Annotated in this window: 18 protein-coding genes and 1 tRNA gene; 11 read left to right on the top strand and 8 right to left on the bottom strand. The window is 65.3% G+C overall.

The features are described 5' to 3' along the window. Window positions 1–6 precede the first annotated feature (6 nt). The 8 genes from KGZ40_05310 (at window position 7) to KGZ40_05275 (ending at window position 9,098) form a co-directional block, all read left to right on the top strand. Entirely contained in the window at window positions 7–2,784 is a 2,778-nt protein-coding gene (locus tag KGZ40_05310) for a UPF0182 family protein (protein ID MBS3956927.1), read from the top strand. Between the two features lie 355 nt (window positions 2,785–3,139). After that, a complete protein-coding gene (locus tag KGZ40_05305; protein ID MBS3956926.1) occupies window positions 3,140–4,411 on the top strand; it encodes a PLP-dependent aminotransferase family protein in 1,272 nt (423 codons plus the stop codon). Then, window positions 4,408–5,367 (top strand): D-alanine--D-alanine ligase, encoded by a 960-nt coding sequence (locus tag KGZ40_05300; GenBank protein MBS3956925.1) that lies wholly within the window; start codon window positions 4,408–4,410, stop codon window positions 5,365–5,367. Before KGZ40_05305 ends, KGZ40_05300 begins: the two co-directional genes overlap by 4 nt. 101 nt (window positions 5,368–5,468) lie before the next feature. Next, on the top strand, window positions 5,469–5,933 hold the full coding sequence (locus KGZ40_05295) for a YtxH domain-containing protein (protein ID MBS3956924.1): 465 nt from the start codon (window positions 5,469–5,471) through the stop codon (window positions 5,931–5,933). 103 nt (window positions 5,934–6,036) lie between these two features. After that, complete coding sequence (locus KGZ40_05290) at window positions 6,037–6,741, top strand: hypothetical protein (GenBank protein MBS3956923.1); 705 nt, start codon at window positions 6,037–6,039, stop codon at window positions 6,739–6,741. Continuing rightward, complete coding sequence (locus KGZ40_05285; protein MBS3956922.1) at window positions 6,738–7,364, top strand: GNAT family N-acetyltransferase; 627 nt, start codon at window positions 6,738–6,740, stop codon at window positions 7,362–7,364. The genes KGZ40_05290 and KGZ40_05285 overlap by 4 nt, the downstream gene beginning before the upstream one ends. 85 nt (window positions 7,365–7,449) lie before the next feature. Next, entirely contained in the window at window positions 7,450–7,959 is a 510-nt protein-coding gene (locus KGZ40_05280) for a YbaK/EbsC family protein (protein ID MBS3956921.1), read from the top strand. After that, the gene (locus KGZ40_05275; protein MBS3956920.1) at window positions 7,956–9,098 is read left to right on the top strand and encodes a polysaccharide deacetylase family protein; all 1,143 of its coding nucleotides are present in this window, start codon (window positions 7,956–7,958) and stop codon (window positions 9,096–9,098) included. Before KGZ40_05280 ends, KGZ40_05275 begins: the two co-directional genes overlap by 4 nt. A gap of 8 nt (window positions 9,099–9,106) precedes the next feature. Here KGZ40_05275 and KGZ40_05270 read toward each other — a convergent pair whose 3' ends face one another. Further along, window positions 9,107–9,688 carry a 5-formyltetrahydrofolate cyclo-ligase gene (locus KGZ40_05270; GenBank protein MBS3956919.1) on the bottom strand — a complete coding sequence of 194 codons (582 nt, stop codon included), beginning with the start codon at window positions 9,686–9,688 and terminating at the stop codon, window positions 9,107–9,109. A 143-nt stretch (window positions 9,689–9,831) separates the two neighbouring features. Between KGZ40_05270 and KGZ40_05265 the strand changes: the two genes are divergently transcribed. The 3 genes from KGZ40_05265 (at window position 9,832) to KGZ40_05255 (ending at window position 11,831) form a co-directional block, all read left to right on the top strand. Then, a complete protein-coding gene (locus tag KGZ40_05265) occupies window positions 9,832–10,434 on the top strand; it encodes a GNAT family N-acetyltransferase (protein MBS3956918.1) in 603 nt (200 codons plus the stop codon). A gap of 70 nt (window positions 10,435–10,504) precedes the next feature. Further along, complete coding sequence (locus KGZ40_05260; protein MBS3956917.1) at window positions 10,505–11,131, top strand: phosphoribosyltransferase; 627 nt, start codon at window positions 10,505–10,507, stop codon at window positions 11,129–11,131. Window positions 11,132–11,198: 67 nt separating this feature from the next. Continuing rightward, on the top strand, window positions 11,199–11,831 hold the full coding sequence (locus tag KGZ40_05255) for a hypothetical protein (GenBank protein MBS3956916.1): 633 nt from the start codon (window positions 11,199–11,201) through the stop codon (window positions 11,829–11,831). Window positions 11,832–11,971: 140 nt separating this feature from the next. On the opposite strand, the gene KGZ40_05250 is transcribed toward KGZ40_05255, so the two are convergent. The 7 genes from KGZ40_05250 to KGZ40_05220 form a co-directional block, all read right to left on the bottom strand. Next, window positions 11,972–12,047: transfer RNA gene (locus KGZ40_05250), tRNA-Arg, on the bottom strand. An 88-nt stretch (window positions 12,048–12,135) separates the two neighbouring features. Next, window positions 12,136–14,028, bottom strand: a complete 1,893-nt coding sequence (gene pknB, locus KGZ40_05245) for a Stk1 family PASTA domain-containing Ser/Thr kinase (GenBank protein ID MBS3956915.1) — start codon at window positions 14,026–14,028, stop codon at window positions 12,136–12,138. A 99-nt stretch (window positions 14,029–14,127) separates the two neighbouring features. Continuing rightward, window positions 14,128–16,863, bottom strand: coding sequence for an FtsW/RodA/SpoVE family cell cycle protein (locus tag KGZ40_05240; GenBank protein MBS3956914.1), 2,736 nt, complete (start codon window positions 16,861–16,863; stop codon window positions 14,128–14,130). Window positions 16,864–16,865: 2 nt separating this feature from the next. Next, a complete protein-coding gene (locus KGZ40_05235; GenBank protein MBS3956913.1) occupies window positions 16,866–17,981 on the bottom strand; it encodes a Stp1/IreP family PP2C-type Ser/Thr phosphatase in 1,116 nt (371 codons plus the stop codon). Next, entirely contained in the window at window positions 17,978–18,400 is a 423-nt protein-coding gene (locus tag KGZ40_05230) for an FHA domain-containing protein (protein ID MBS3956912.1), read from the bottom strand. The genes KGZ40_05235 and KGZ40_05230 overlap by 4 nt, the downstream gene beginning before the upstream one ends. 4 nt (window positions 18,401–18,404) lie before the next feature. Further along, window positions 18,405–19,163 (bottom strand): DUF3662 domain-containing protein, encoded by a 759-nt coding sequence (locus KGZ40_05225; GenBank protein MBS3956911.1) that lies wholly within the window; start codon window positions 19,161–19,163, stop codon window positions 18,405–18,407. 20 nt (window positions 19,164–19,183) lie between these two features. Further along, window positions 19,184–20,917, bottom strand: a complete 1,734-nt coding sequence (locus tag KGZ40_05220; GenBank protein ID MBS3956910.1) for a serine/threonine protein kinase — start codon at window positions 20,915–20,917, stop codon at window positions 19,184–19,186. Between the last annotated feature and the right edge of the window lie 65 nt (window positions 20,918–20,982).

Genomic DNA, 20,982 nt, shown 5'->3' with positions numbered 1-20,982 from the left:
GCCATCGTGTCCACAAACCCCCCACGCCGTTCACGCGCGCTTACCACCACCGTGCTTGTGTTGCTCTTCTTTGGGCTCCCCACCTTGACGGCGCTCTCGACGCTCGTCACAGATTACCTGTGGTTCATCGATGTCGGGCAGCGGGATGTGTTTGTCACCACCCTGGCGAGCAGGGCCGCGACGGGAGCGGCCTTCGGGCTCGTAGCATTCGTTCTTCTCTACGTGAACCTGCGAGTAGCCCGTGCGATGGCACCGCGTGTCGTACTGACATCGATGGGTCCTGACGTGCCGCCTCAGCTTGAGGAGTTCGTCGCGCAGCTCCGCGGAACTGTCAGCCCGATCGTCGACAAGGTGATACTTTGGGGCGCGCTCGCGCTCTCCGCTTTGCTAGGGTTTGGCGCTTCGATCAACTGGGAGATCATGCGCCTTGCGTTTGCCGCGGTACCGTTTGGCGAAGTTGACCCGCAGTTCGGTCGTGATATCGGCTTCTACGTGTTCACGTTGCCCGCTCTCCGGCTTGTGGCGGACTGGCTCACCCCGATCTTGCTGCTCACCACCGTTGCAACAGCCGCGGTTCACCTTATCGGCGGCGCGATCCAGCCGTGGGCGCGTCTTAAAGGATTCGCCCCCCATGTCAAGGCCCACCTTTCCACCCTGCTCGGCCTAATTATCGCGAGTAAGGCGTTCGACTACTACTTGGACATCTTCGAGCTCAACTTCTCGCCACGAGGGCAGGTGACAGGAGCTTCCTTCACCGATGTCAACGCGCAACTGCCCGCCCTGCAGATTCTTATCGTGATTGCCCTGCTCGCGGCGGCGGCGCTGCTAGTGAACATTTGGTTCAAAGGGTGGCGTCTGCCGATCGCCGCCGTTGGAGTCTGGGCGGTGGCTTCGTTCCTGCTGGGTAGCGTCTACCCCGGACTGGTGCAGCAGTTCCGGGTCACTCCCAACGAGATCGCGTTTGAAGAACCGTTTATCGCTCGCAACATCCAGGCGACACGTGCGGCGTATGACTTGACCGACGTGGAGACCAGGCCGTTTCCGGCAGCCGAGACACTTACCGCCGATGACGTGACAGCGAACCGGTCGACGCTCGACAACGTGCGCCTGTGGGATCCGAGCATAGCCGCGCAGACCTATCGCCAGCTGCAGAACATCCGGACCTACTATCAGTTCACCGATGTGGACATCGACCGGTACGAGGTTGACGGGAGGATGCGCCAGGTGCTCGTCTCGGCCAGGGAGCTTGACCTTTCGCAACTCGCCGAGCAGGCCCAAACGTGGGTCAACAGGCACCTTGTCTACACTCACGGATACGGGCTCGTGATCAGTCCTGCCAATGAGGTGGACGGGCGCGGGTTGCCTAACTTCTGGGTTCGTGACATCCCCCCTGTTTCAAAAGAGGGGCTCGAGATCGAACAACCAGCAATCTACTTTGGAGAGATGACGCAAGACTACATCGTCATCAACACCGGCATCCCCGAGTTTGACTTTCCGGTAGGCGAGGGGCGCGCCGAGACGTTCTACCAAGGCGCGGCCGGGGTCGAGGTGGGATCGTTCGCACGCCGCGCCGCGTTTGCGCTGCGCTTCGGTGACGCGCAGATCATGTTCAGCGAGTTCATCAAGCCGGACAGCCGCGTGCTGTTCGATCGCAACATCACAACCCGGGTGGAGAAGCTCGCTCCCTGGTTGACCCTCGACAGCGATCCGTATCCCGCGCTGATCGACGGCCGCATCGTGTGGATCATCGATGCGTACACCACTTCGAGCCACTACCCGTATTCGCAGTTCTATAGAGGGGTGAACTACGTACGCAACTCGGTGAAGATTACCATTGACGCCTACGACGGCACGACGACGTTGTGGGGCTTCGACCCAGACGACCCCGTGCTCCGTGCGTGGAGCGAGATATTCCCGGGCCTCATCGCGCCATACGCCGATATTCCGGACTCGGTGCGCAGCCACTTTCGATACCCGGAAGACCTCTTTTCCCTCCAGGCCGAGGTCTACAAGACGTACCACATGACCGACCCGCGGGACTTCTACAACAAAGAGGACGCGTGGGAGCTTCCCGGCGAGCGGGAGGGCAATCCCATGGAGCCGTTCTACGTTCTCATGCGCTTGCCGGGTGAGACCGTCGAGGACTTCCAGATGATCCAACCGTTCGTGCCGCGGAATCGGGACAACATGATCGGATGGATGTCTGCCAAGTCCGATCCAGCGGATTACGGCAAGCGAGTCGTCTACACGTTCCCGCAGGGCCGTGTGGTTTTGGGGCCCGAGCAGGTGAGCGCTCGAATCAACCAAGACGACGTGATTGCGCCACAACTGACGCTGTGGAGCCAGCGTGGCAGCAGCGTCATTTTTGGCAGCATGCTCGTCGTCCCGCTGGAAGATTCCGTGGTGTACGTGCAGCCACTCTATCTCCAAGCTGAACAGACGGCGATTCCTGAGCTCGTTCGTGTGCTCGTGATCTATGCAGACAAGGTCGAGATGGCGGTTGATCTTGAAGCCGCGCTGCTCTCGGTGTTTGGCGAGGGGTCCGCAGCAGAGCCCGGAGAGCCGCAGGTCCCCGGAGCTCCCGCATTGCCGGCGGATGCCGCTCGCGCAGCTGACCTGTACGGGCGGGCGATCGAAGCCCAGCGTGCGGGTGACTGGGCAGAGTACGGACGGCTCATCGATGAACTGGGCGAGGTGCTTCAAGAGCTCGCGGGCCCACTCCTCGAAACGCCGCCGACAGACGAGGAAGCGGTTCCTCCCGCCCCGGACTCCGGAACGCAGTAGCCTGTAGCTACTGAGCGCGTTGACCTGCACGCGGCCCGGTGCTATCCTCGCGCCCAACCTCGGGAATGCTTCCGGGGCGAATAGAGCAACATCACAGACGTGAGGGAAGAGGGCGCCATCAGCCCAGCCACCCCTCCCATGTCTTCCGCCAGGGCGCTTCGCAGACTGCGGGCGCTGGAAGCGGATCGGCGCCGGACCGGTATCCCGGCATCAACGAGGCCCACCGCACGCGCCATGAAGCGCAACGATACTTGGTGAGAGTGCAGGCGGGCGAAGATAGGTGGTACCGCGAAGAGCCCCTCGCCCTATCCAGGGAGGGGCTTTTGTGTTTCTTCGGCAGGAAAGGGGAGCCGAGATGGGTACCGCCAGGATCGTGTTCGACAGGTGGGACGGGCGCTACGCCCGGCGCATGGCGGGTGTGCGCTCAAGCGCGGTCAGGGACTTGTTTGCGGCAGCCAGCCGTCCCGACATGATCAGCTTCGCCGGCGGCATGCCCGACGTGGCGCGCGTACCAGCGGAAGCGGCCGCGATGGCGGCTAGCGAGGCGGTCTTGCACGAGGGAGCGGCGGCGTTGCAGTACGGTTCGAGCGAGGGCCGCCCTGCGCTGCGTGTCACTATCGCCGAGCTCATGGCCGAGATAGGCGTGCGCCTCGGCGCCGATGACATCATCGTGACCGCGGGCGCGCAACAAGGACTTGACCTGCTTGCGAAGGTATTCATCGACCCGGGTGACGTAGTGGTCACCGAGGGGCCCACGTACGTGGGGGCGCTGCAGGCCTTCTCGGCGTACGAGCCGCGCATCGAGTGCGTGCCCATGGACGAGGGCGGGATGCGGGTCGATGCGCTCGAAGAGACGCTCACGCGGCTAGGGCCGCGCGGCGCGAAGTTCATCTACACGATTCCCAACTTCCAGAACCCCGCCGGCGTTACCCTGCTTCCCGAGCGTCGTCGGCGACTGCTCGAACTCGCGCGAGCGTACGACATTCCCGTCATCGAGGACGATCCGTACGGTCGGCTTCGCTTCGACGGCGGGCACGTAAAGCCGCTCCGTGCACTTGATGAAGATGTCATCTACCTGGGCACCTTCTCTAAGATCTTCGCGCCCGGCCTACGGCTTGGCTGGATGACGGCGCCGCATCCCATCCTCGCCAAGGTTCTGCTCGCCAAGCAAGCCGCCGACCTGTGTGGCAGCGCCTTTGCGCAAGTGACCGCCGAGCGCTACTTCGCCGGCACCCGCTGGCGGCGCGTTTTGCAGGGACTGAACCGGGCGTACTCCGGCCGCCGCGACGCGATGCTCTCAGCGCTTCACGAGCATTTTCCGGCCGAGGTCCGGTGGACACGGCCCGAGGGAGGATTCTTTGTCTGGGTCGAGCTGCCCAACTTTCTCGATGCGGGCACGCTGCTCGCCGAGGCGGTCGAGCACGGGGTGACGTTCGTGCCTGGTTCAGCGTTCTTTCCTGACGGGCGCGGACGCAACTGCATGAGGTTGGCCTTCTGTTACGCTGAACCGGAGGCCATTGAAGAGGGCATCCGGCGGCTCGCCGAGGTGATCGAGGACCGTCTCGGCTTGTACCGGGCGTTCATCGCGGCGGGCGCGCTACCGGAAGCGCAGGAGGGAGCCGCATGAGAGAGAAGATAGCGGTGCTCATGGGCGGGCGCTCGCTTGAGCGCGATGTCTCGCTTTCGAGCGGCAAGCGCGTGGCCGAGGCGCTTGAAACCGCTGGCTACCGGGTACTGCCGCTTGACGTGACACCCGCACTCGTCGAGACGCTCCGCGCCGAGAGACCGGACGCCTGCTACATCGCGCTGCACGGCAAGTACGGCGAGGACGGCACCATCCAGGAGCTGCTCGAGTTCCTCGGCATACCGTACACGGGACCCGGCGTCACGGCATCGGCACTCGCATGGGACAAGCCGGTAGCCAAGCGCCTCTTCGTCGATGCGGGCATCCCGACGCCGCGCTGGATCACGCTGACGGCCGACGCGTTCAAGGAGATGGGTGCGGCCACGGCTCTCGATCTCGTTCCAGGGGCGGTGGGCGGATTCCCAGTCGTTGTGAAGCCGTCGAAGCAGGGCTCAGCGCTCGGCCTGACACGTGTCGATACTGCCGAGGAGCTCGCGGAGGCGCTTCTCTCGGCGCTGTCGTACGGAGACGCTGCGATCATCGAGAAGTGGATCGAGGGAACCGAGCTCGCGGTGAGCGTGCTCGACGGGATCGAGGGCCCCCAGGTACTGCCGCCGGTCGAGATAGTCGCAAAGAGCGGACTGTTCGACTACGACGCGATGTACACCGCGGGCCAGACTGACTACTACGTGCCTGCCCGTCTTGGAGATGACACGACGGCTACCGTGCGGCGGTATGCGCAAGAGGTGCACGAGCTACTCGGTTGCCGGGACGTGAGCCGTGCCGACATGGTCGTCGGCAGTGACGGCGGAGTGTGGGTGCTTGAGTGCAACACCTCTCCCGGCATGACAGAGACGTCGTTGCTGCCCATGGCCGCCGCCGCGTGCGGCATGACCTTCCAAGATGTGGTAGAACGGGTATTGGCGGGTGCGCTGAAGCGGCGAGGAGAGCGGGGATAATCGGGTACAAAGTAGAGTACTGACAGGACGAGATTCAGGCGGAGCCGCGCGTCCTGTGTGGCGTATTATGTCCGGGCCGTTCCCAGCGGAGGTGCATCGATATGTGTGATCGTCGTGGTGGAGGAAGTGTCATCGGCGCGTTTCTTCTCGGCGGGTTTGTGGGCGCGCTGTTAGGTCTGCTCTTTTCGCCGCGTTCTGGCAGGGAGAACAGGGAAATGATCGCGGAGACGGCGTCCAAGTACTTTGACGAGGGCAAGGATATCTACGAGACCGGGCGCGCGCGCGTGAGCGAGGTCTACGAGACCGGTCGCGAGACAGCCGTCGAGAAGGCCGAGGAGCTCAAGGTCAAGATAGACTCGGCTCGTGAGCGTCTAAGGGAGCAGGTTGGTCACGCGGGCGAGGCGGCGCGCGAGAAGGTAGCTGCGGTCGCTCCTGTCGCAAGGGAAAAGATGCATGAGGTCGGCGATGTAGTGAGGGCCGGGCTCGACAAGGCTGAGGCAAAGGTGGACGAGGCGCTCGAAGCGGTCGAGGAGAAGGCGACAAGGCCCGGAGAAGGCGCGCGGTAAGGAGCCAGGATATCCGTGCGCACAAGCGCGAACAGGCCGTTCCCGCTGTAGCGGTCGGCCTGTTTTCGTGTGCTGTCGAGCGGGACGGTAGGTACAGATGCGCGTGAAGGAACTCGAGGGTGTGAACGTCTACGACGGCCGGGACCGTCTCGTGGGCACGGTCACGCGCGGCGTATTCGATGCCAAAAGGCCCGTGCTCATCGGTGTCGAGGTGCGCATGCGCCCGTGGCTGCACCTCATCGAGCGGCCTCGCCGCTACGTCGCTACGTCGCAGGCCTCAATCAAGCGCTCAGGCGTGCGGCTTATCGCGCGAAAGAAGCCTGAACGAGAGGGTGCTAATCGCACCACGGAGGAGTGGGAGAGTTCGGTCGTGTGGGTCGGCCAGCAGATTCTGACCGAGAGCGGCGTCGACATGGGGTGCGTGGGCGACGTCGAGCTGGCGTCTGATGGAACAGTCATTGAGATAGAGCTCACCGGCGGCGCGACGCGTAACGTCGCGGTGGGGACGCGGCGGATATCCGCTGAGCACCTGCTTGGATTCGATGGCGAAGTCCTTCGTGTGTCCGACAGTGCTCTTGAGGCCCACTTCAGCGGCGGCGTTGCCGCGAGCGCCGGAAAAGGTGCGGCCGTGGCGAAGTCGACGGCAGAGCGCGTCGCGTCTGCGGCTGCGAAAGGCGCGGTGAGCGCGGGAGTGGCCGCCGTGAAGGCCGCACGGCGTTCAAAGGGCCGTGGGCGTATGGGCGGGGCGTGGAAGGGTTTTGCGGAAGGCATTAAGGAAGGTATGCGGGACGGGGAGGCGCGGAAGTGAGCGGCAGGCGCCTCGCGCCGCTCGGTGTGGCGGACATCGCGCAGGTCGATGACGTGTGCGCTGGGTGCATGTACTGGGAGTCGGTAGCGGTCCAGGAGTTCGTGTGTGGCTCTACCTGCGACGAAGAAGCGCAACGGGAGTGGTTCCGGCGCGTGCACGAGGAGTGGGGAGAGTGTGGCCGGGCGGCTACAGCAAACGGCGAGGTATTCGGCTTCATCAAGTACGCTCCGGTCGAGTACTTCCCCCAGACCGCGCACCTGCCGGTGCGGCCGCCGGATCCGGACGCGCCGCTCATAGCGTGTCTTCACATCCGCGATAACGCGCGTCGACACGGACTCGGCAGATTGCTGCTGCATGCGGCGTTGCGCGACATGCATGGGCGCGGCGAGCGGCGTGTCTGGGCGTATGCGCTCGCGAATCCGGCGGATGTGCGGGTCTCGCCGATGGTGGGGATGGATTTCCTCCTGCGGAACGGGTTTACGGTTGAGCGTCCGCATCCGGCGTACCCGCTGATGCGTCTTGATCTGCGATCGCTCGCGGTGATCACCGAGAACCTCGAAGCCGTGCTTGAGTCGCTGCGCGCCCCGTTGCTTCGCCGCATGCCGTCTCCAACGGTAGAGTAGTGATCGAGCGCGACCGTGCGCACGCCATTGCGTGGTCGGCGCTAAGGGCACATCATTCGTCCAATCGAGAGAGGAAGTCCGTTACGTGACCGTTCATGACTGCCACGCGCACGAAGGGCCGACGCGCAAGAAAGGCTCGGCCGCCCGCGTTCGCGCGTTTCTAGAATCACACGGACTCGCCGAGGAGATCGTCGAGTTCGAGCACTCCACCAAGACCGCCCAGATGGCCGCGGACGCGATGGGCTGCGAGCTTGGGCAGATCGTGAAGTCGCTCGTGTTTGTTGTGGGCGGAACGCCGCTAGTCGCGCTCGTCGCAGGTGACAGGCGTGGTGACGGTGAGGCGATTGGAGAGTTGCTCGGCGGGGAGGAGGCGCGCTTCGCCGATGCGGAAACGGTGAGAGAGAAGACCGGCTATGCGATCGGAGGCGTGTCGCCATTTGCGCTGCCCGATGATCTCATCGTGCTCGCTGACGAATCACTTGCACGATTTGAGATCGTCTATCCGGCCGCGGGCACCCCGTCTTCCATGGTGCGGATGCGACTTGCGCACCTGCTCGAGATGACTGGCGCCCGGGTGGCGCGGATATCGCGATGACGTCACGATCGACGGGTCTGTGCACGGTGACGCGCTCACGCCATCATCCGCCACCGTCGTTTCTTCACGTGGCATTCGCTCTCGTTGTGGGGGCCGCGATACTCGCGGTGGCGGCGCCGGCGTTCTCTGTCACGGTGTACGCCTCAGGCGCGGAGCTTCGAGTGCCGATGGGAACGGCCTTTGGCGATCTTGTCTCCGATGGCCTCATCACGCCTGTTCCCGGGGACCTGCGAGATGTCGAGGGCGAAGTGATCGAAAGCGGCGGCGGCAACCCGCCCGTCGTCTTTCACAATGGACGTCTGGCTTGGAGTGCGGCTCGGCTCAGAGACGGGGACACGGTCTCTGTCAGACGCGGAAGTGACGTCACAGAAGCGACCGAGGTCGTCGAGACACCCATACCGGTTGCCGTCGAGCGGATCGGCAAGGGACCGCTTGTCTCCCTTGAGGCGCCTGGGGTCGTAGGCGTGCGCGAGACGGTGGTGGGAGTGCTGTCGGGCAAGCACGTCTCCGATCGGATATCCGTGCCCATGGAGCCGATGCTCATCCGGCGCTACGTGCCAGCGCCCGGATCAAAGGTGGTCGCCCTCACGTTCGACGACGGACCGTGGCCGGGACACACGGAAGCGATTCTCGACATCCTCCGTGCACACGAGGTGCGGGCGACGTTTTTCATGGTCGGCTATCTCGCCGAGCGATACCCGACGCTGACGCGACGCGTCGTGAACGATGGGCACACTGTCGCCAACCACACCTACTCTCACGCAAGGCTCACGCGGCTGTCCCCCCAGGAAGTCTCTCGTGAGATAACAGAGGGCAATCGAGCGCTCAAGAACGTGACGGGAATCGCCCCCACGTGGTTCCGGCCACCGGGAGGAGCGATTGACGCGGAGGTCATGCGGGAGGCCGAGCGTCTCGGCATGCGATTGGTCATGTGGGATGTCGACCCCCAGGATTGGCGCAAGCCCGGCGTTGATCCCATGCTCGGCGAGCTACTGAGGGCAATAGCGCCGGGGTCGGTCGTATTGCTGCACGACGGAGGAGGCGACCGGGCTCAGACCGTCGAGCTGCTGCCGCGCCTCATCGTTGAGCTCAAGGCGCGCGGATACGTCTTTCTCACGATAGATGAGCTGGTGCGGTAGGCCGCGTGTCAGGCGATCGTGCGTCTTAGCGTTTTCGTGGGGGTCACAAGGGCGTCGAGACGGAAGTCGTGGTCCTCGGCAGGAATCGCGTCAAGAACCTGCTCGTCGAACGCGTACCCCACCGTGAACGCGCGGTCGAGCGTGGGCAGTAGCCGATCGTAATAGCCGGCGCCGTGGCCGACGCGTTCGCATGCCGTGTCGAACGCCACGCCGGGCACGATCACCGCGTCAATCTCTGTCGGGCTGATTTCTGGGGCGCCGGGTGGCGGTTCGCGTATCTCGAAGGCACCGGTCACAAGAGTGGTGTCGTCGATGACGAGGTGGAGGGTGAGGCGTCCTGGCCCGGCGAGCCGCGGGTACGCGATGGCGGTTCCTCTCTCGCGCAACGCGGTGATGGCGGACGCCGGGTCGATCTCCTCAGCGCACGCCGCGTATGCCAGAACGGTGCGTGCGCCAGCGATCTCCGGTAACGCGAGAAGCCGTGTCGCGGCGGTGGCGGCGAGGTGCGCCCGGTCGCCATCAGGCACGCGGCGGCGCGCGGCTTGGCCGAGGGCGCGGCACGCGTGCTTGTCTGCGGGCGAGCTCGACACGGGGCTCCTTTGGGCTTGCGAACGAGTCGCGGCGGCACGCGGCCGTGCTTGTGCAGCAGGATATCAGGACAAGCGCGCGTGCGTCCGGCGCTAAGAAACGGTATAACGGTAACGTCCCGACGAATACTCTGGAGCCGTGGATCATGCTTCACGATTTCGATCTGCCTTATCCGCAATATCGCTGTCCAACGTGCAGCAACGATCTGCCGCTCAACGAGGCGAGGATGACGGTCACGTGCGCCGAGCACCAGACTCCCGACACGGTGACGTTTGAGGTCCGGCAGGCAACCCCGGCCGATCGCCGCGATATCGAAGAGATCTGCGATCGCGCCCTCGGGGAGACCGAGGTCGACGTGTTCGATCGCACATTCGACGTGCTCACGGGCGAGAACCTCATCGCAGACGCTGAGGGGAAGCTGGCGGGTCTGCTCTCAGTGGCCGTAGATCGCGGCGATGCGGTGATCGTGCTGCTCTCTGTCTATCCCGAGTATCAAGGCCAGGGTGTCGGTGCCGCGTTGCTGAGGGCGGCGGTCGGGTTCGCGAGCGAGCGTGCGCTGCCATCGATTCGCGTCGCGGTCTCAAACGACGACATCCCTCTACTCTACTTCTATCAGCGTCACGGTTTCGTCATAGCTGAAGTAGCCGTGGGCCTGCTTGCCGATCGCGCCGGCGCGTCTGTCGCTGGATTTTCCGGCATCCCCTCGAGAGACGAGATTCATCTGCGCCGCTCGGTCTCGGCCGGATAACTCGCGCTCCACGCGTCGCGAAAAGGGCATAACCTCGTAGAAGAGTTCCCCTGTTGAAGCGGGGTGATTCATGTTCCGGGATCGGCACGACGCTGGTCGGCGCTTGGCGGAGCTTCTCGGCGGGCATGCGAGGCGCGACGATGTCATCTTGCTCGGTATTCCGCGTGGCGGCGTTGTCGTGGGCGGGGAGATTGCCCGCTTGCTCGACCTACCGCTTGACGTGGTGGTCGCGAGTAAGATCGGCGCTCCGGGCAACCCCGAGTATGCGGTAGGCGCCGTGGACGCCGACGGACGGGTGACGCCCAATCCTGCGGCCGGCTACGAGATCTCCGAGCTCGAGCGCCTCGCCCGCGGCGCCCGGGAACGTGTCTCTGCTCGGGTAGACCTGTATCGCGGCGGTCGAATTCAGCCCGAGCTCGCTGGTATGACCGCAATCGTGGTCGATGACGGGATCGCCACCGGACTTACCGCGCTGGCGGCTTTGCGCTACGTACGTTCGCACGGTGCCGCGCGCGTAATCCTCGCAGCGCCGGTGATTGCCGCCGGGGCGGTCAAAGAGGTGTCGCTTTTTGCCGATGAGGTCGTCGCGGTGGAGAGGCCCAAGATCTTTTACGCGGTCGGGCAGTTTTATCGCGAGTTCGGCCAGACAAGTGACGATGAGGTGCTCGACACGCTTGAGGAGTACGGTTTGACGTAGGTCATGTCTTCAGCTCGGATGCGATGGTAGCTTCAGTAGGGCTTCAGCGCCTTCGAGAGGAGACAGAGTGGACTTTCCGCCACAAGGTTTCGCACCGCGTGTGCTTGGCACCTACGGGCTCGTCTACGCGTGTACCGCTCTTCTTCTCGCCCCGGCGCTGTTCCTGATCGACACTCTTTCGATAGATGTGTTCACCCCAGCCTACCTTGCGCTCATCGTCGGCCCATTTGTTCTTGGACCCGCGGTCGTTTTTGCCACCGATTCCAGAGACGACGCGCGCACACTCGCTATCCGCAGCGCGGTGCTTGCTCCGCTCGTCGCGTTGACCGGCGTCACCTTGCTGTTCTTGGCGATGATGTTGATCGTGATCCCACTGAGCGTCTTTCTCGTCCCTGAGAACTTCGCGGTCATGACGGTTCTCTCGGCGATCACGGTCATCATCCTTGCGGCACCGATGGCGTTCTCGTTCATCAGCACGATCCGGCAAGGATTCAGCGCGAGGGGGTTAGTGCATCTGGCGGTGCTGGCAACCGTCATGGTGATCGTGGGGTGGGTTGTGGTCATGACACTCGACTCGGGCGACACCCTGGGAACGTTCATGCGGCGGGACATGGTGGGACACTTCGCCGGGGCGTTCACGTGGTACCTGCCGTCTTTTTCGCTGGCTGCGGGGGTCTGGCGCCAGACGGGCATCGCGTAACCGTCTGTCCACGTCGTTGACGGTGATCGCCCATCCCGGCGGCAACAAGGCCGAACGTTCAGCCTGCGTGTTGGGCCGGTACGAGGTTTGGGAAACAGGAAGCGGGAGAGGGGCTTGTCCTCTCCCGCCTGCAATTTCTGTGGTGCCCCCGGCACGATTCGAACGTGCGACACCAGGTTTAGGAAACCTGTGCTCTATCCCCTGAGCTACGGGGGCCCATGACGCGCTCGTACATGGTAGCCGAGAAGCCCGGCTCGCTCCAGGGCGCGGAATAATCTGTGAGCACAATGCCGCCGCGAGCCGCCTACTCGCCGCCGCCATCGACCGCGGGGGCTTTGCCAACAGTGATGCGCACCTGATCATTGGGGCGCGCGGTGGCGCCCGGTATTGGGCTTTGGGTGAGCACGACACCGTCGCGCGGGTCTTCTTGGTAGGTGACCTCTGTTCGCAGGTTGACAGCGGCAAGGGCGCTTCGCGCCTCGGCTTCCGTCTTGCCGATGACATCCGGAACAGTCACGGTGTTTGGTCCTTGCGATATGCGGATCGTCACCGTCGATCCGACGTCGATCGATACGCCGCCGTCTGGGCTTTGGCTGACCACACGGCCCTCGCGCACCGTGTCGCTGAACTCCTCGGCTACCGCGACCTTGAATCCAGCCGCCTCGAGGTCCGCTGTCGCCTGCTCAGCCGTCCGCTCGACGACATCGGGTACCCGGCGCAGTTCCGAGCCGCGGCTTACGAAAATCGTCACGATTGCGCCGGGAGCGGCCATTGCCCCCGCAGCAGGCTCCTGCTTGAAGACGGTATCGGCCGCGACGTCCACGTTGTATTCGCGGCGGGGATCGAAGTCGAATCCGGCGTCTCGCAACATCCGGATGGCCTCGCTCTCAGGAAGATCGACAACGTTGGGTACCTCGGACACGTTTGCGCCGAGACTAACGGTTACGGCAACCTCTGAACCCTCCTGGATCGATATGCCGGGTTCGGGCGACTGGTCGATTACCAGACCGGGCTCGTACTCATCGCTGTGCGATTCCTCGATCGTGCCGAGGGTGAGGCCCACCTCTTCGAGTGCTTCACGCGCCTGATCGACGGTCTTTCCGGTAAGGTCTGGCGCGGGAACCTTTGGCGTGATATCGAATGCGCCCATCGCCCACGCGGCACTGAGTCCTGCGATGAGCACGAGTGCGATTGCCGCGATCCACGGCCATGGGTTGCGGCGCTGTGGCACCGGCCTTATGCGCGGAGGCCCTGAGCCCGGCGTAGAAGGGGCGGATGCGCCTCTTCCGCCAGAGCCGACCGCGGGCATGACAGATGTGTGTGACGACATCTCGCCCGTCGGCGCACCGGTTGCGGCCACCGCGGCGACCGCCTCGACGACGCCCCCGCTAAGAACTCGCTTCAGGTCCGCGCGCATCTCCTCGGCGGACGCGTAGCGGGCCGCCGGATCCTTCTGGAGCGCTCGCATGATGACCGCTTCGAGTGACGCGGGGATCTGCGGGTTGAGCTGGCGCGGCGAAACCGGCTGCTCGTTTACCTGCTTGAGCGCGACGGCGACCGGTGTGTCCGCATCGAACGGGAGCCGCCCGGTAGTGAGCTCGTAGAGCACGATGCCGAGCGAGTACAGATCGCTCGCGGGGCCGAGCGCGCGGCCTTGTGCCTGCTCGGGGCTCACGTAGTGCGCCGTTCCGAGCACTGAGCCGGTCTGCGTCATGGTCGTGTTGCCCGCTCGCGCGATGCCAAAGTCCATGACTTTGACCGCGCCGTCAGGCGTGAGCACGATGTTGTGCGGCTTGATGTCCCGGTGGATGATGTCGTATCCGTGAGCGACGGCGAGCGCCGCGCACACTTGCGAGGCGTATTCGGCGGCGTTCATCGGGTCGATCGGGCCGCGCTCCTCGATGAGGTGCTTGAGGTCGGTGCCGCGCACGTACTCCATGACGATGTAGTACGTCTCGCCGTCACGGCCCCAGTCGTACATGTTGACGATGCCGGGGTGGGACAGGTTCGCCGCGGACTGCGCCTCCTGGCGGAAGCGGGCCACAAACCCGGGGTCGGCAGCGTAGCGAGCGTGGAGGACTTTGACAGCGACGGTACGGCCGAGCACCTCGTCGACGGCCTTGAAGACATCCGCCATGCCCCCCGAACCGATCTTCTCGGTCACCCGGTATCTACGTCCGAATACCATGTCATCCACGTGCGTGCTCCAAGCTGTCGGCCGCCGAGTGACAGCGGCGTCTCATCCCAGCTATTCTATCGCATCGACGCACTCTCTTATCACGCCTCACCGCGCGTCTCACCGCGCGAGCGCCGCTTCGATCACTGAGCGGGCGACCGGTGCCGCGATCCGCCCGCCAGGCCCTGCTTTCTCCACGATGACGGCCACCGCGACCTGCGGATCGTTCGCGGGGGCGAACCCGATGAACCACGCGTGCGATTCGACGGTGCGCCCCGCCTGCGCGGTCCCCGTCTTGCCCGCCACCGCGACGCCGGGGATACGCGCGCGGGTACCCGTGCCGGACTCTACCGACGCGACCATGATGTCGCGCACGGTCGCCGCGACCGCCGGGTCCGCCGCGGTAGTCCAGCGACGCGGTTCGGTCGTCGTGATCACGCGTCCGGCCCAGTCGGTGACACGCTGCACGAGATGAGGCCGCATCACGTTGCCGTCGTTGGCTATCCCCGCCGCCACCAGCGCCATCTGAAGCGGCGTGGTCTGCGGCCCAGGCGGGCTTTCGTGCTCTCCCACCGGCTGGCCCACGCCCGCCCACGCGGTTTCCCACGTCGTCATCTCGCCGGGGACAGGCATGAGCGACGCACGCGCCTCGATCTCCAGCGGCGGGGTCTTGCCCACCCCAAACCTCTCACTCGCCGAGACGAGCTCCCGGGCGCCCATGTCTACGGCGATCTGCGCGAAGACGGTGTTGATCGAACGCATCGTCGCGGTGCGCACGTCGGTGACACCGTACTCGCCGCCCTCGTAGTTGGTGACCGGAGCGCCTCCGATCTCAAGGCGCCCAGGGGCTGTGTACGTGGTCTGGGCGGAGACGGTGTTCGCCGCAAGTGCTCCGGTAAGCGTCACGATCTTGTACGTGGAGCCAGGCGGGTAGAGGCCCTGGATGCTTCGATCGAACAGCGGGGATCCCTCTGCCGAGGAAAGCGCGTCCCACTCGGCATCGATTGTGTTCGGGTCGTACGCGGGCACCGAGGCCATCGCGAGCACCGCGCCCGTTCGCGGATCGAGCGCGACCACCGACCCGCGACGTCCCGCGAGCGCTTGCTCGGCGGCCTGTTGTACCCGGGAGTCGATGGTGAGCCAGATGTCGTTGCCGGCCACTGGCAACCCGGCTGCGGCATCCACCGCATCGCGGAAGGTGCGAAAGACCCGCTGCCCGGTGAGCGCGCCGTTCATGGAGGACTCGATGCCAGCCCGTCCGTACGTGAGGGTGTGATATCCGACGACGTGAGCCGCGAGCGAGCCCTGCGGATAGCGGCGTGCGTACAGCTCGCCGTTTGCTACGGAATCCGCGAGAACAACGGCGTCCGCGGTTACGATCGAGCCTCTCGGCGACCGGATCTCGGAGGCGAGACCGCGCGTGTTGGCGGGGTGGCTGTCGAGGTCGCGAGCGACCACGACCTGCAGGTAGGTGAGGTTGACGACAAGTGCCGCAAGCAGTACGCCAATCAGCGTGGCCACGCCCGCAAGCCGCCGCGCGAGTGCGACCCTGCCGAGCGCTCCGCCGTCGCTGGCGAGGGTGATTATCTCGGCGGCTCGGCCCGTCCCGGCGTCGCCAGCGCGCAGCAACAGTCCGAGTAGCATGAAGTTGGCGAGCATCGATGACCCGCCGTAGCTCACAAACGGGAGCGTGATGCCGGTGAGGGGAATGAGGCGCGTGACTCCGCCGATGATGACGAAGGTCTGAAGTCCAAACGCAGCGACAAGTCCCGCTGCGGTGAATGCCGCCATGTCGGAGCGCGCTCGCGCAGCCGTCGCCAGGCCACGCATGCAGAAGAGCAGGTAAGCAATGATGAGAGCCGCGCCGCCGAGCAGACCGAGTTCTTCTGCGATCGAGGTGAAGATGAAGTCGGTCTCCACAAACGGGATGCGTTCAGGGAGTCCGCGCCCGACGCCTACGCCCGTCATCTGACCGGCCGCGAGCGCGAAGAGCGACTGGACGAGCTGGTAGCCGCGACCGGTCGGATCGGCGAACGGGTCGATCCAGATGGCGACCCTGGACTGCACGTGGCCGAAGAGTTGGTAGGCCACGGCCGCGCCTGCGGCAAACAGTCCGAGTCCAACCATGACGTAGGCGAGCCGTCCTGTGGCGACGAAGATCATCACGAGAAACAGTCCAAAGAACAGCAAGCTCGAGCCGAGATCCTTCTGCGTGACGAGCACGAATAACGATATCGCCCACATGAACACGAGGGGCCCGAGGTGGCGCAGCGCTGGCACGCCCGCGCCGAGCACTCGGCGGGTCGATATCGAGAGTACCTCGCGTTTCTCGGCCAAGTACGCGGCGAGAAAGACGACGATGAGCACTTTGGCGACTTCGCCGGGCTGGAACGACAAGCCGGCGAACCTGAGCCAGAGTCGGGCACCGTTGACCTCGACACCGATGAGGGTGGGCAGCACAAGCAAGGCGAGTGCGACGAGCATGATCGTGTACTTGAACCGGGAGGCGCGCTCTAGCGACCGCACCGCGGCTAAGGTTGCTACCATCGCTCCGATACTTACGAGGAGCCACACGAGCTGCCGGGAGCCGAGTTCAGGATCGAGGCGCGTAACGAATGCGAGTCCGATGCCGGAGAGCAGCGCGGCGAGCGGTAGCAACACCGGATCGGCGGCTGGCGCAAGGAGGCGGACCGCGAGGTGAGCGCCGAGGAACGCGGCGACAAGCCCCGCGGGCACAGCAAGATCCGCAAAGCCGATCGTGGCCGCCGCTCGCGCGTTGACAAGCCCGAACACGAGTAGGACCACCGGCGCTGCCGCGAGGAGCAAGAGCAGCTCAGTGTGGCGGCGGGTTCTCACCGCTACGGTGTCCCGGTCTCCGCGGGGGGAGGCCCGGCGTTCGGGTCGACACCTTGGGTTTCGAGGTGCGCCCGGTACAGCTCGATGAGTTCGAAGGCGGCGTCGACGCTCTCCACGGGCACGCCTGTCGCGAGGCGTTGCGCGGTTACCGGATCGAGCGCGCTCGCGGTGACGGTCGTCTCGGCTTCGAGCCATCGTAGACGCAAGCCGGCGAAATCGCCGGGTATGCCGCGGTAGATCACGACGTACTGGTCTTCAGTCACCAGGTACGCGCGGTCGTATGCGTAGCGGTACGTGCCCCACACCGCGATTCCGAGCACGGCGACAACCGCGAACACCCACACGAGCGCGGAGAGCCAACCGCGCCCGGGTCGCTCAGTTGCGGGCGAGCGATGCTGGCCGGTGACGATGTCGACCACGGCTACCGAGATATTGTCGTGCCCACCCGCCTCGTTGGCGGCGTCGACGAGCATGCGCACAGCCATCTCGGGGTCGCGGTATGAGTCGAGGATCTCTTCGATGCGGGCGTCGGGAAGCATGCCCGTGAGTCCATCGGAGCACAGCAGGAGACGGTCGCCGATTCCGGCTTCGACCTCGAAGGTGTCAGGGTACATGTTGGGGTCGGTGCCGAGCGCGCGGGTGATGACGCTTCGGTTTGGGTGTGTCCGCGACTGTTCTTCAGTGATGGTGCCCGAGCGGATCATGTCCGCGACGAGCGAGTGGTCTTCAGTCAGGCGCTCCAACCCGTCACCGTGCAGAAGGTACGCCCGGCTGTCGCCGACGTGGGCGATCGCGATGCGCGTGCCCTCGACGAGCGCAGCCGTTACGGTCGTGCCCATCCCATTGCGTCCGAGTCCCTCGCGCGCCGCCGAGATAACCGCCCGGTTTGCGGCTCGCACCGCTCGGCCGAGAGCTTTGGCGTCGGGCCTGCGGGGCGCGGCTTCGACGAGCGCGCCGAGCGCCACACTGCTCGCGACCTCGCCGGCTTCGTGTCCGCCCAAGCCGTCAGCGACAGCGAAAAGCGGCGGCTCGAGCAAGACAGCGTCTTCGTTGTGGGTACGGACGCGGCCTACGTCGGTCAGGCCGGCGTACCATCGCTTGCGAGATACCGCGCTCACTCTTTCACCGCCTTGAGCCGGACGGTGCCAAGATCGATCACGTCACCAGCTGAAAGTGTGACGGCCGACACCACCTGGACACCGTTCACGACGGTCCCGTTTGTCGAGCCGAGGTCCTCGATGACGGCTCCGCCCTCAGTGTCCGGGGTCACACGCGCGTGCGTCGAAGAGACGAAGTCATCCGCGATCACTATGTCAGCGCCGGGTGAACGCCCGATGACGACCGGCCCCGCGATCGGGATGCGAGTGCCCATGAGCGCCCGCGGACCCTCGACCACCGCAAGGGCAAGCCGCGCGCCCGGGGCGGCGGGTCCGGCGGCGCGGACGTATCCAAGTCCCGCACGCACCGCCGCGAAAAGGAACAGGTAGAGGAGAGCGAGAAGAACGAGCTTGCCAACGAGTAAGACGATGTCGACCACAGGTCTATCTCCTCGGCTCGTGGTAGGTAAGCTCGCTCGTTCCGAGTGTTACGCGGTCACCGTCTCGCAGGCGTGACCACGTCACAGGCTCACCTTCGAGCATCGTCCCGTTGGTGGAGCCTAGGTCCTCGATAGCCCAACCGGTACCCTCGCGCACGAACGCGGCGTGCTCTCGCGATACGTTTGCATCGATGAGCGTGATGTCACACGAAGCAAGCCGTCCCACCGTTACCCGGTCACCGGTCAGCACGACGTCGTGCTCGATGCCGCTCACCGTGACCGTCGCCATCGTGTGCGGCGACGGGATGAGCGGCGGCGGCGCTGCGGGCGATCGTGATTCGAGTGGCTCGGGCTCGGGGGACGCATCGGCATCGGCGTCGGGCTCGGGCTCGGTGCCGGGCGCCGATTCAGCGGCCGCCCGGATGCGCCCGATCTTAAGGTCGTCGTGAACGGCAAATGTGATCCGCGGACGCGCCGCAAGATGGTAGCCACGCTCGGCGGCGTGACCGGTGAGAAAGGTTGCCAGCTCGCCTGCGAGTGTCGGCCGGAACGGGCCGATCGCGTCGTCATCTTCCTCGGAGAGCGCGACGGTGAAGACGTGGGGAGCGTAGACTTTGCCCACGCCGACAGCCGTGCGGTCGTCCATCGCACGGGCGAGCGCTTTAGCGATCTCGGCGGGCTGGATAGGCGAGCGGAACGCGCCTGCGAACACGCCTTCGACAGCTGCGGCGATGCGGTCCTCGAGATCTGACAGGAGGCTCATGTGGTTCGTATCCCTCGTCGCTACGGCGCTTGTTCCTCGCCGCGCACGGGGGGTCCCGCCGCGATGAGAAGCATCATCAGTATAGAAGAGGCCGCCAGCCGCACAGGCAAGAGCTCATCTGACCATGTAACGGAGCCGTTGACGACGGTCGTGATGAGTTGAGCCGCCGAGTGACCCGCTGCCAGTGTTGCCACGCCGAGCGTCCCGCCAAGAACGGCTCCGCTCCGGCTTGCCCGGGCGCATCCGAGCGACATGATCGCGGCCGCGAGCCCCCATGCGGCGATGACGGCGAGGGGCGCTGGAGTCGAGATGAGCTCGGCCAGCCTCGCGCCCGTGTCTGGGTGCGCAAAAGCGCCCCACGGATCGACGAAGAAGTGCCACCGTACGTCAGCGTACGGAACGTCGGCGCCCGACAGGGTTGATGCGACGAGGGTTAGCGCCGCCGTGAGCGAACCCAGTATCGCAGCCCGCACCGGTCGCGTCGTGAATCCCGTAATGAGCGGCGCACTCGGTCCCAGCCACACCGCCGCAAGCGGTGGCCCCGCGAACATCGGCAGAAGACCGGCGCCGCGGCGTCCTAGGGTCCACCACGCCACCATCCCCGCGATAAAGACACCAGCTCCGGGAAGCACGAGCCCGGCTCGCACGAGCCCGGCGGCGAGGAGTGCGATGGCGACACCGAGACCTGCACCGGGCACGACCGCCGCGGCGAGGGCGGCGAGCGCGACCGCGGCGAGCACGGGGGCGATAGGGAGTTCGAAAGGCGCCAGACCCGTCCACGCGAGCCACGCGGCTACCACCGCCGCGGTGCCGCCGGAGAGCAACGGGAGGCTCGGCATGAGGCGGTCCCAGACGCCAGGCATGCGCTCGCCGCTCGCCGCCGCTTCGTCGCCAAGCGCGGCCGCGACGAGATCGGCGAGCGACCGGCGACCCGTGACCGGGTCGCCGAGGTGTCGCAACAAGTGCCCAGCGAGCGTACGAACGTCCTGGTAGCGATCGCGCGGATCGGTTGCCAGGGCGGCGAGGATGATGTCGTCGAGCGCACGCGGCAGTTCCGGCGCGAACTCACTCGGCGCGGGCGGCTCGATGATCTCCGCGTTAAAGATCGCGCCTTCGAATGTGTCGGCACTAAAGGGGTTTACGTCTGTGAGCAACTCGAAGGCGAGGACCGCGAATGCCCAGGTGTCGGTGCGCTCATCAACCGGCTCGCCGCGGAGTTGTTCGATCGGCATATTGCCGAGCGTCCCTCCCGCGCCGTGACCGTAGCCGGCCGCCGAGGAAAGCGCGGCGACACCGAAGTCGGTCACTTTGACCCGTCCTTCTGTGGTGACGAGCACGTTTTCTGGCTTTAGATCGAGGTGGAGGACGCCGTTTTCGTGCGCGAACGCGACCGCGTCAGCCACGGCTTCGAGGATCGCGGCAGCTTCGTCGAACGAGAGCGTGCCGCCGGAGAGTTCGAGCAGATCGGCGACGGTCGCGCCGTCGACGTGCTCCATGATGATGAATGCCTCGTCAGCGTCGGTGTCCCACTCGTGGACTGTGACGATTGCGGGGTGGTTGAGCAGGGCGGCGGTACGAGCCTCAGCCAGACCGACGGGCTCGCCCGAGCTACCGCGAATACGGGCGAACGGCAGGCGCTTGATCGCGACACGTCGCTGAATGCGGGTGTCGTAGGCCAGCACGACGCTGCCGTAACCACCTTCGCCGAGCTCGGCGAGCGGCCGGTACCTCTCGCAGATGAGCTGCTGTTCCACGGTCCCCCTGACGTGTCACGGTCGCGCACATTGTACCGTGACTCGACAGAGCGAGGAGGGATCGG

It is taken from the genome of Clostridiales bacterium (assembly GCA_018333995.1).
In the GTDB taxonomy this organism is placed as follows: Bacteria; Actinomycetota; Coriobacteriia; order Anaerosomatales; family SLCP01; genus JAGXSG01.
The sequence above is the reverse complement of the archived record's forward strand: the minus strand, read 5'-3'. Positions and strand labels throughout refer to the sequence as shown.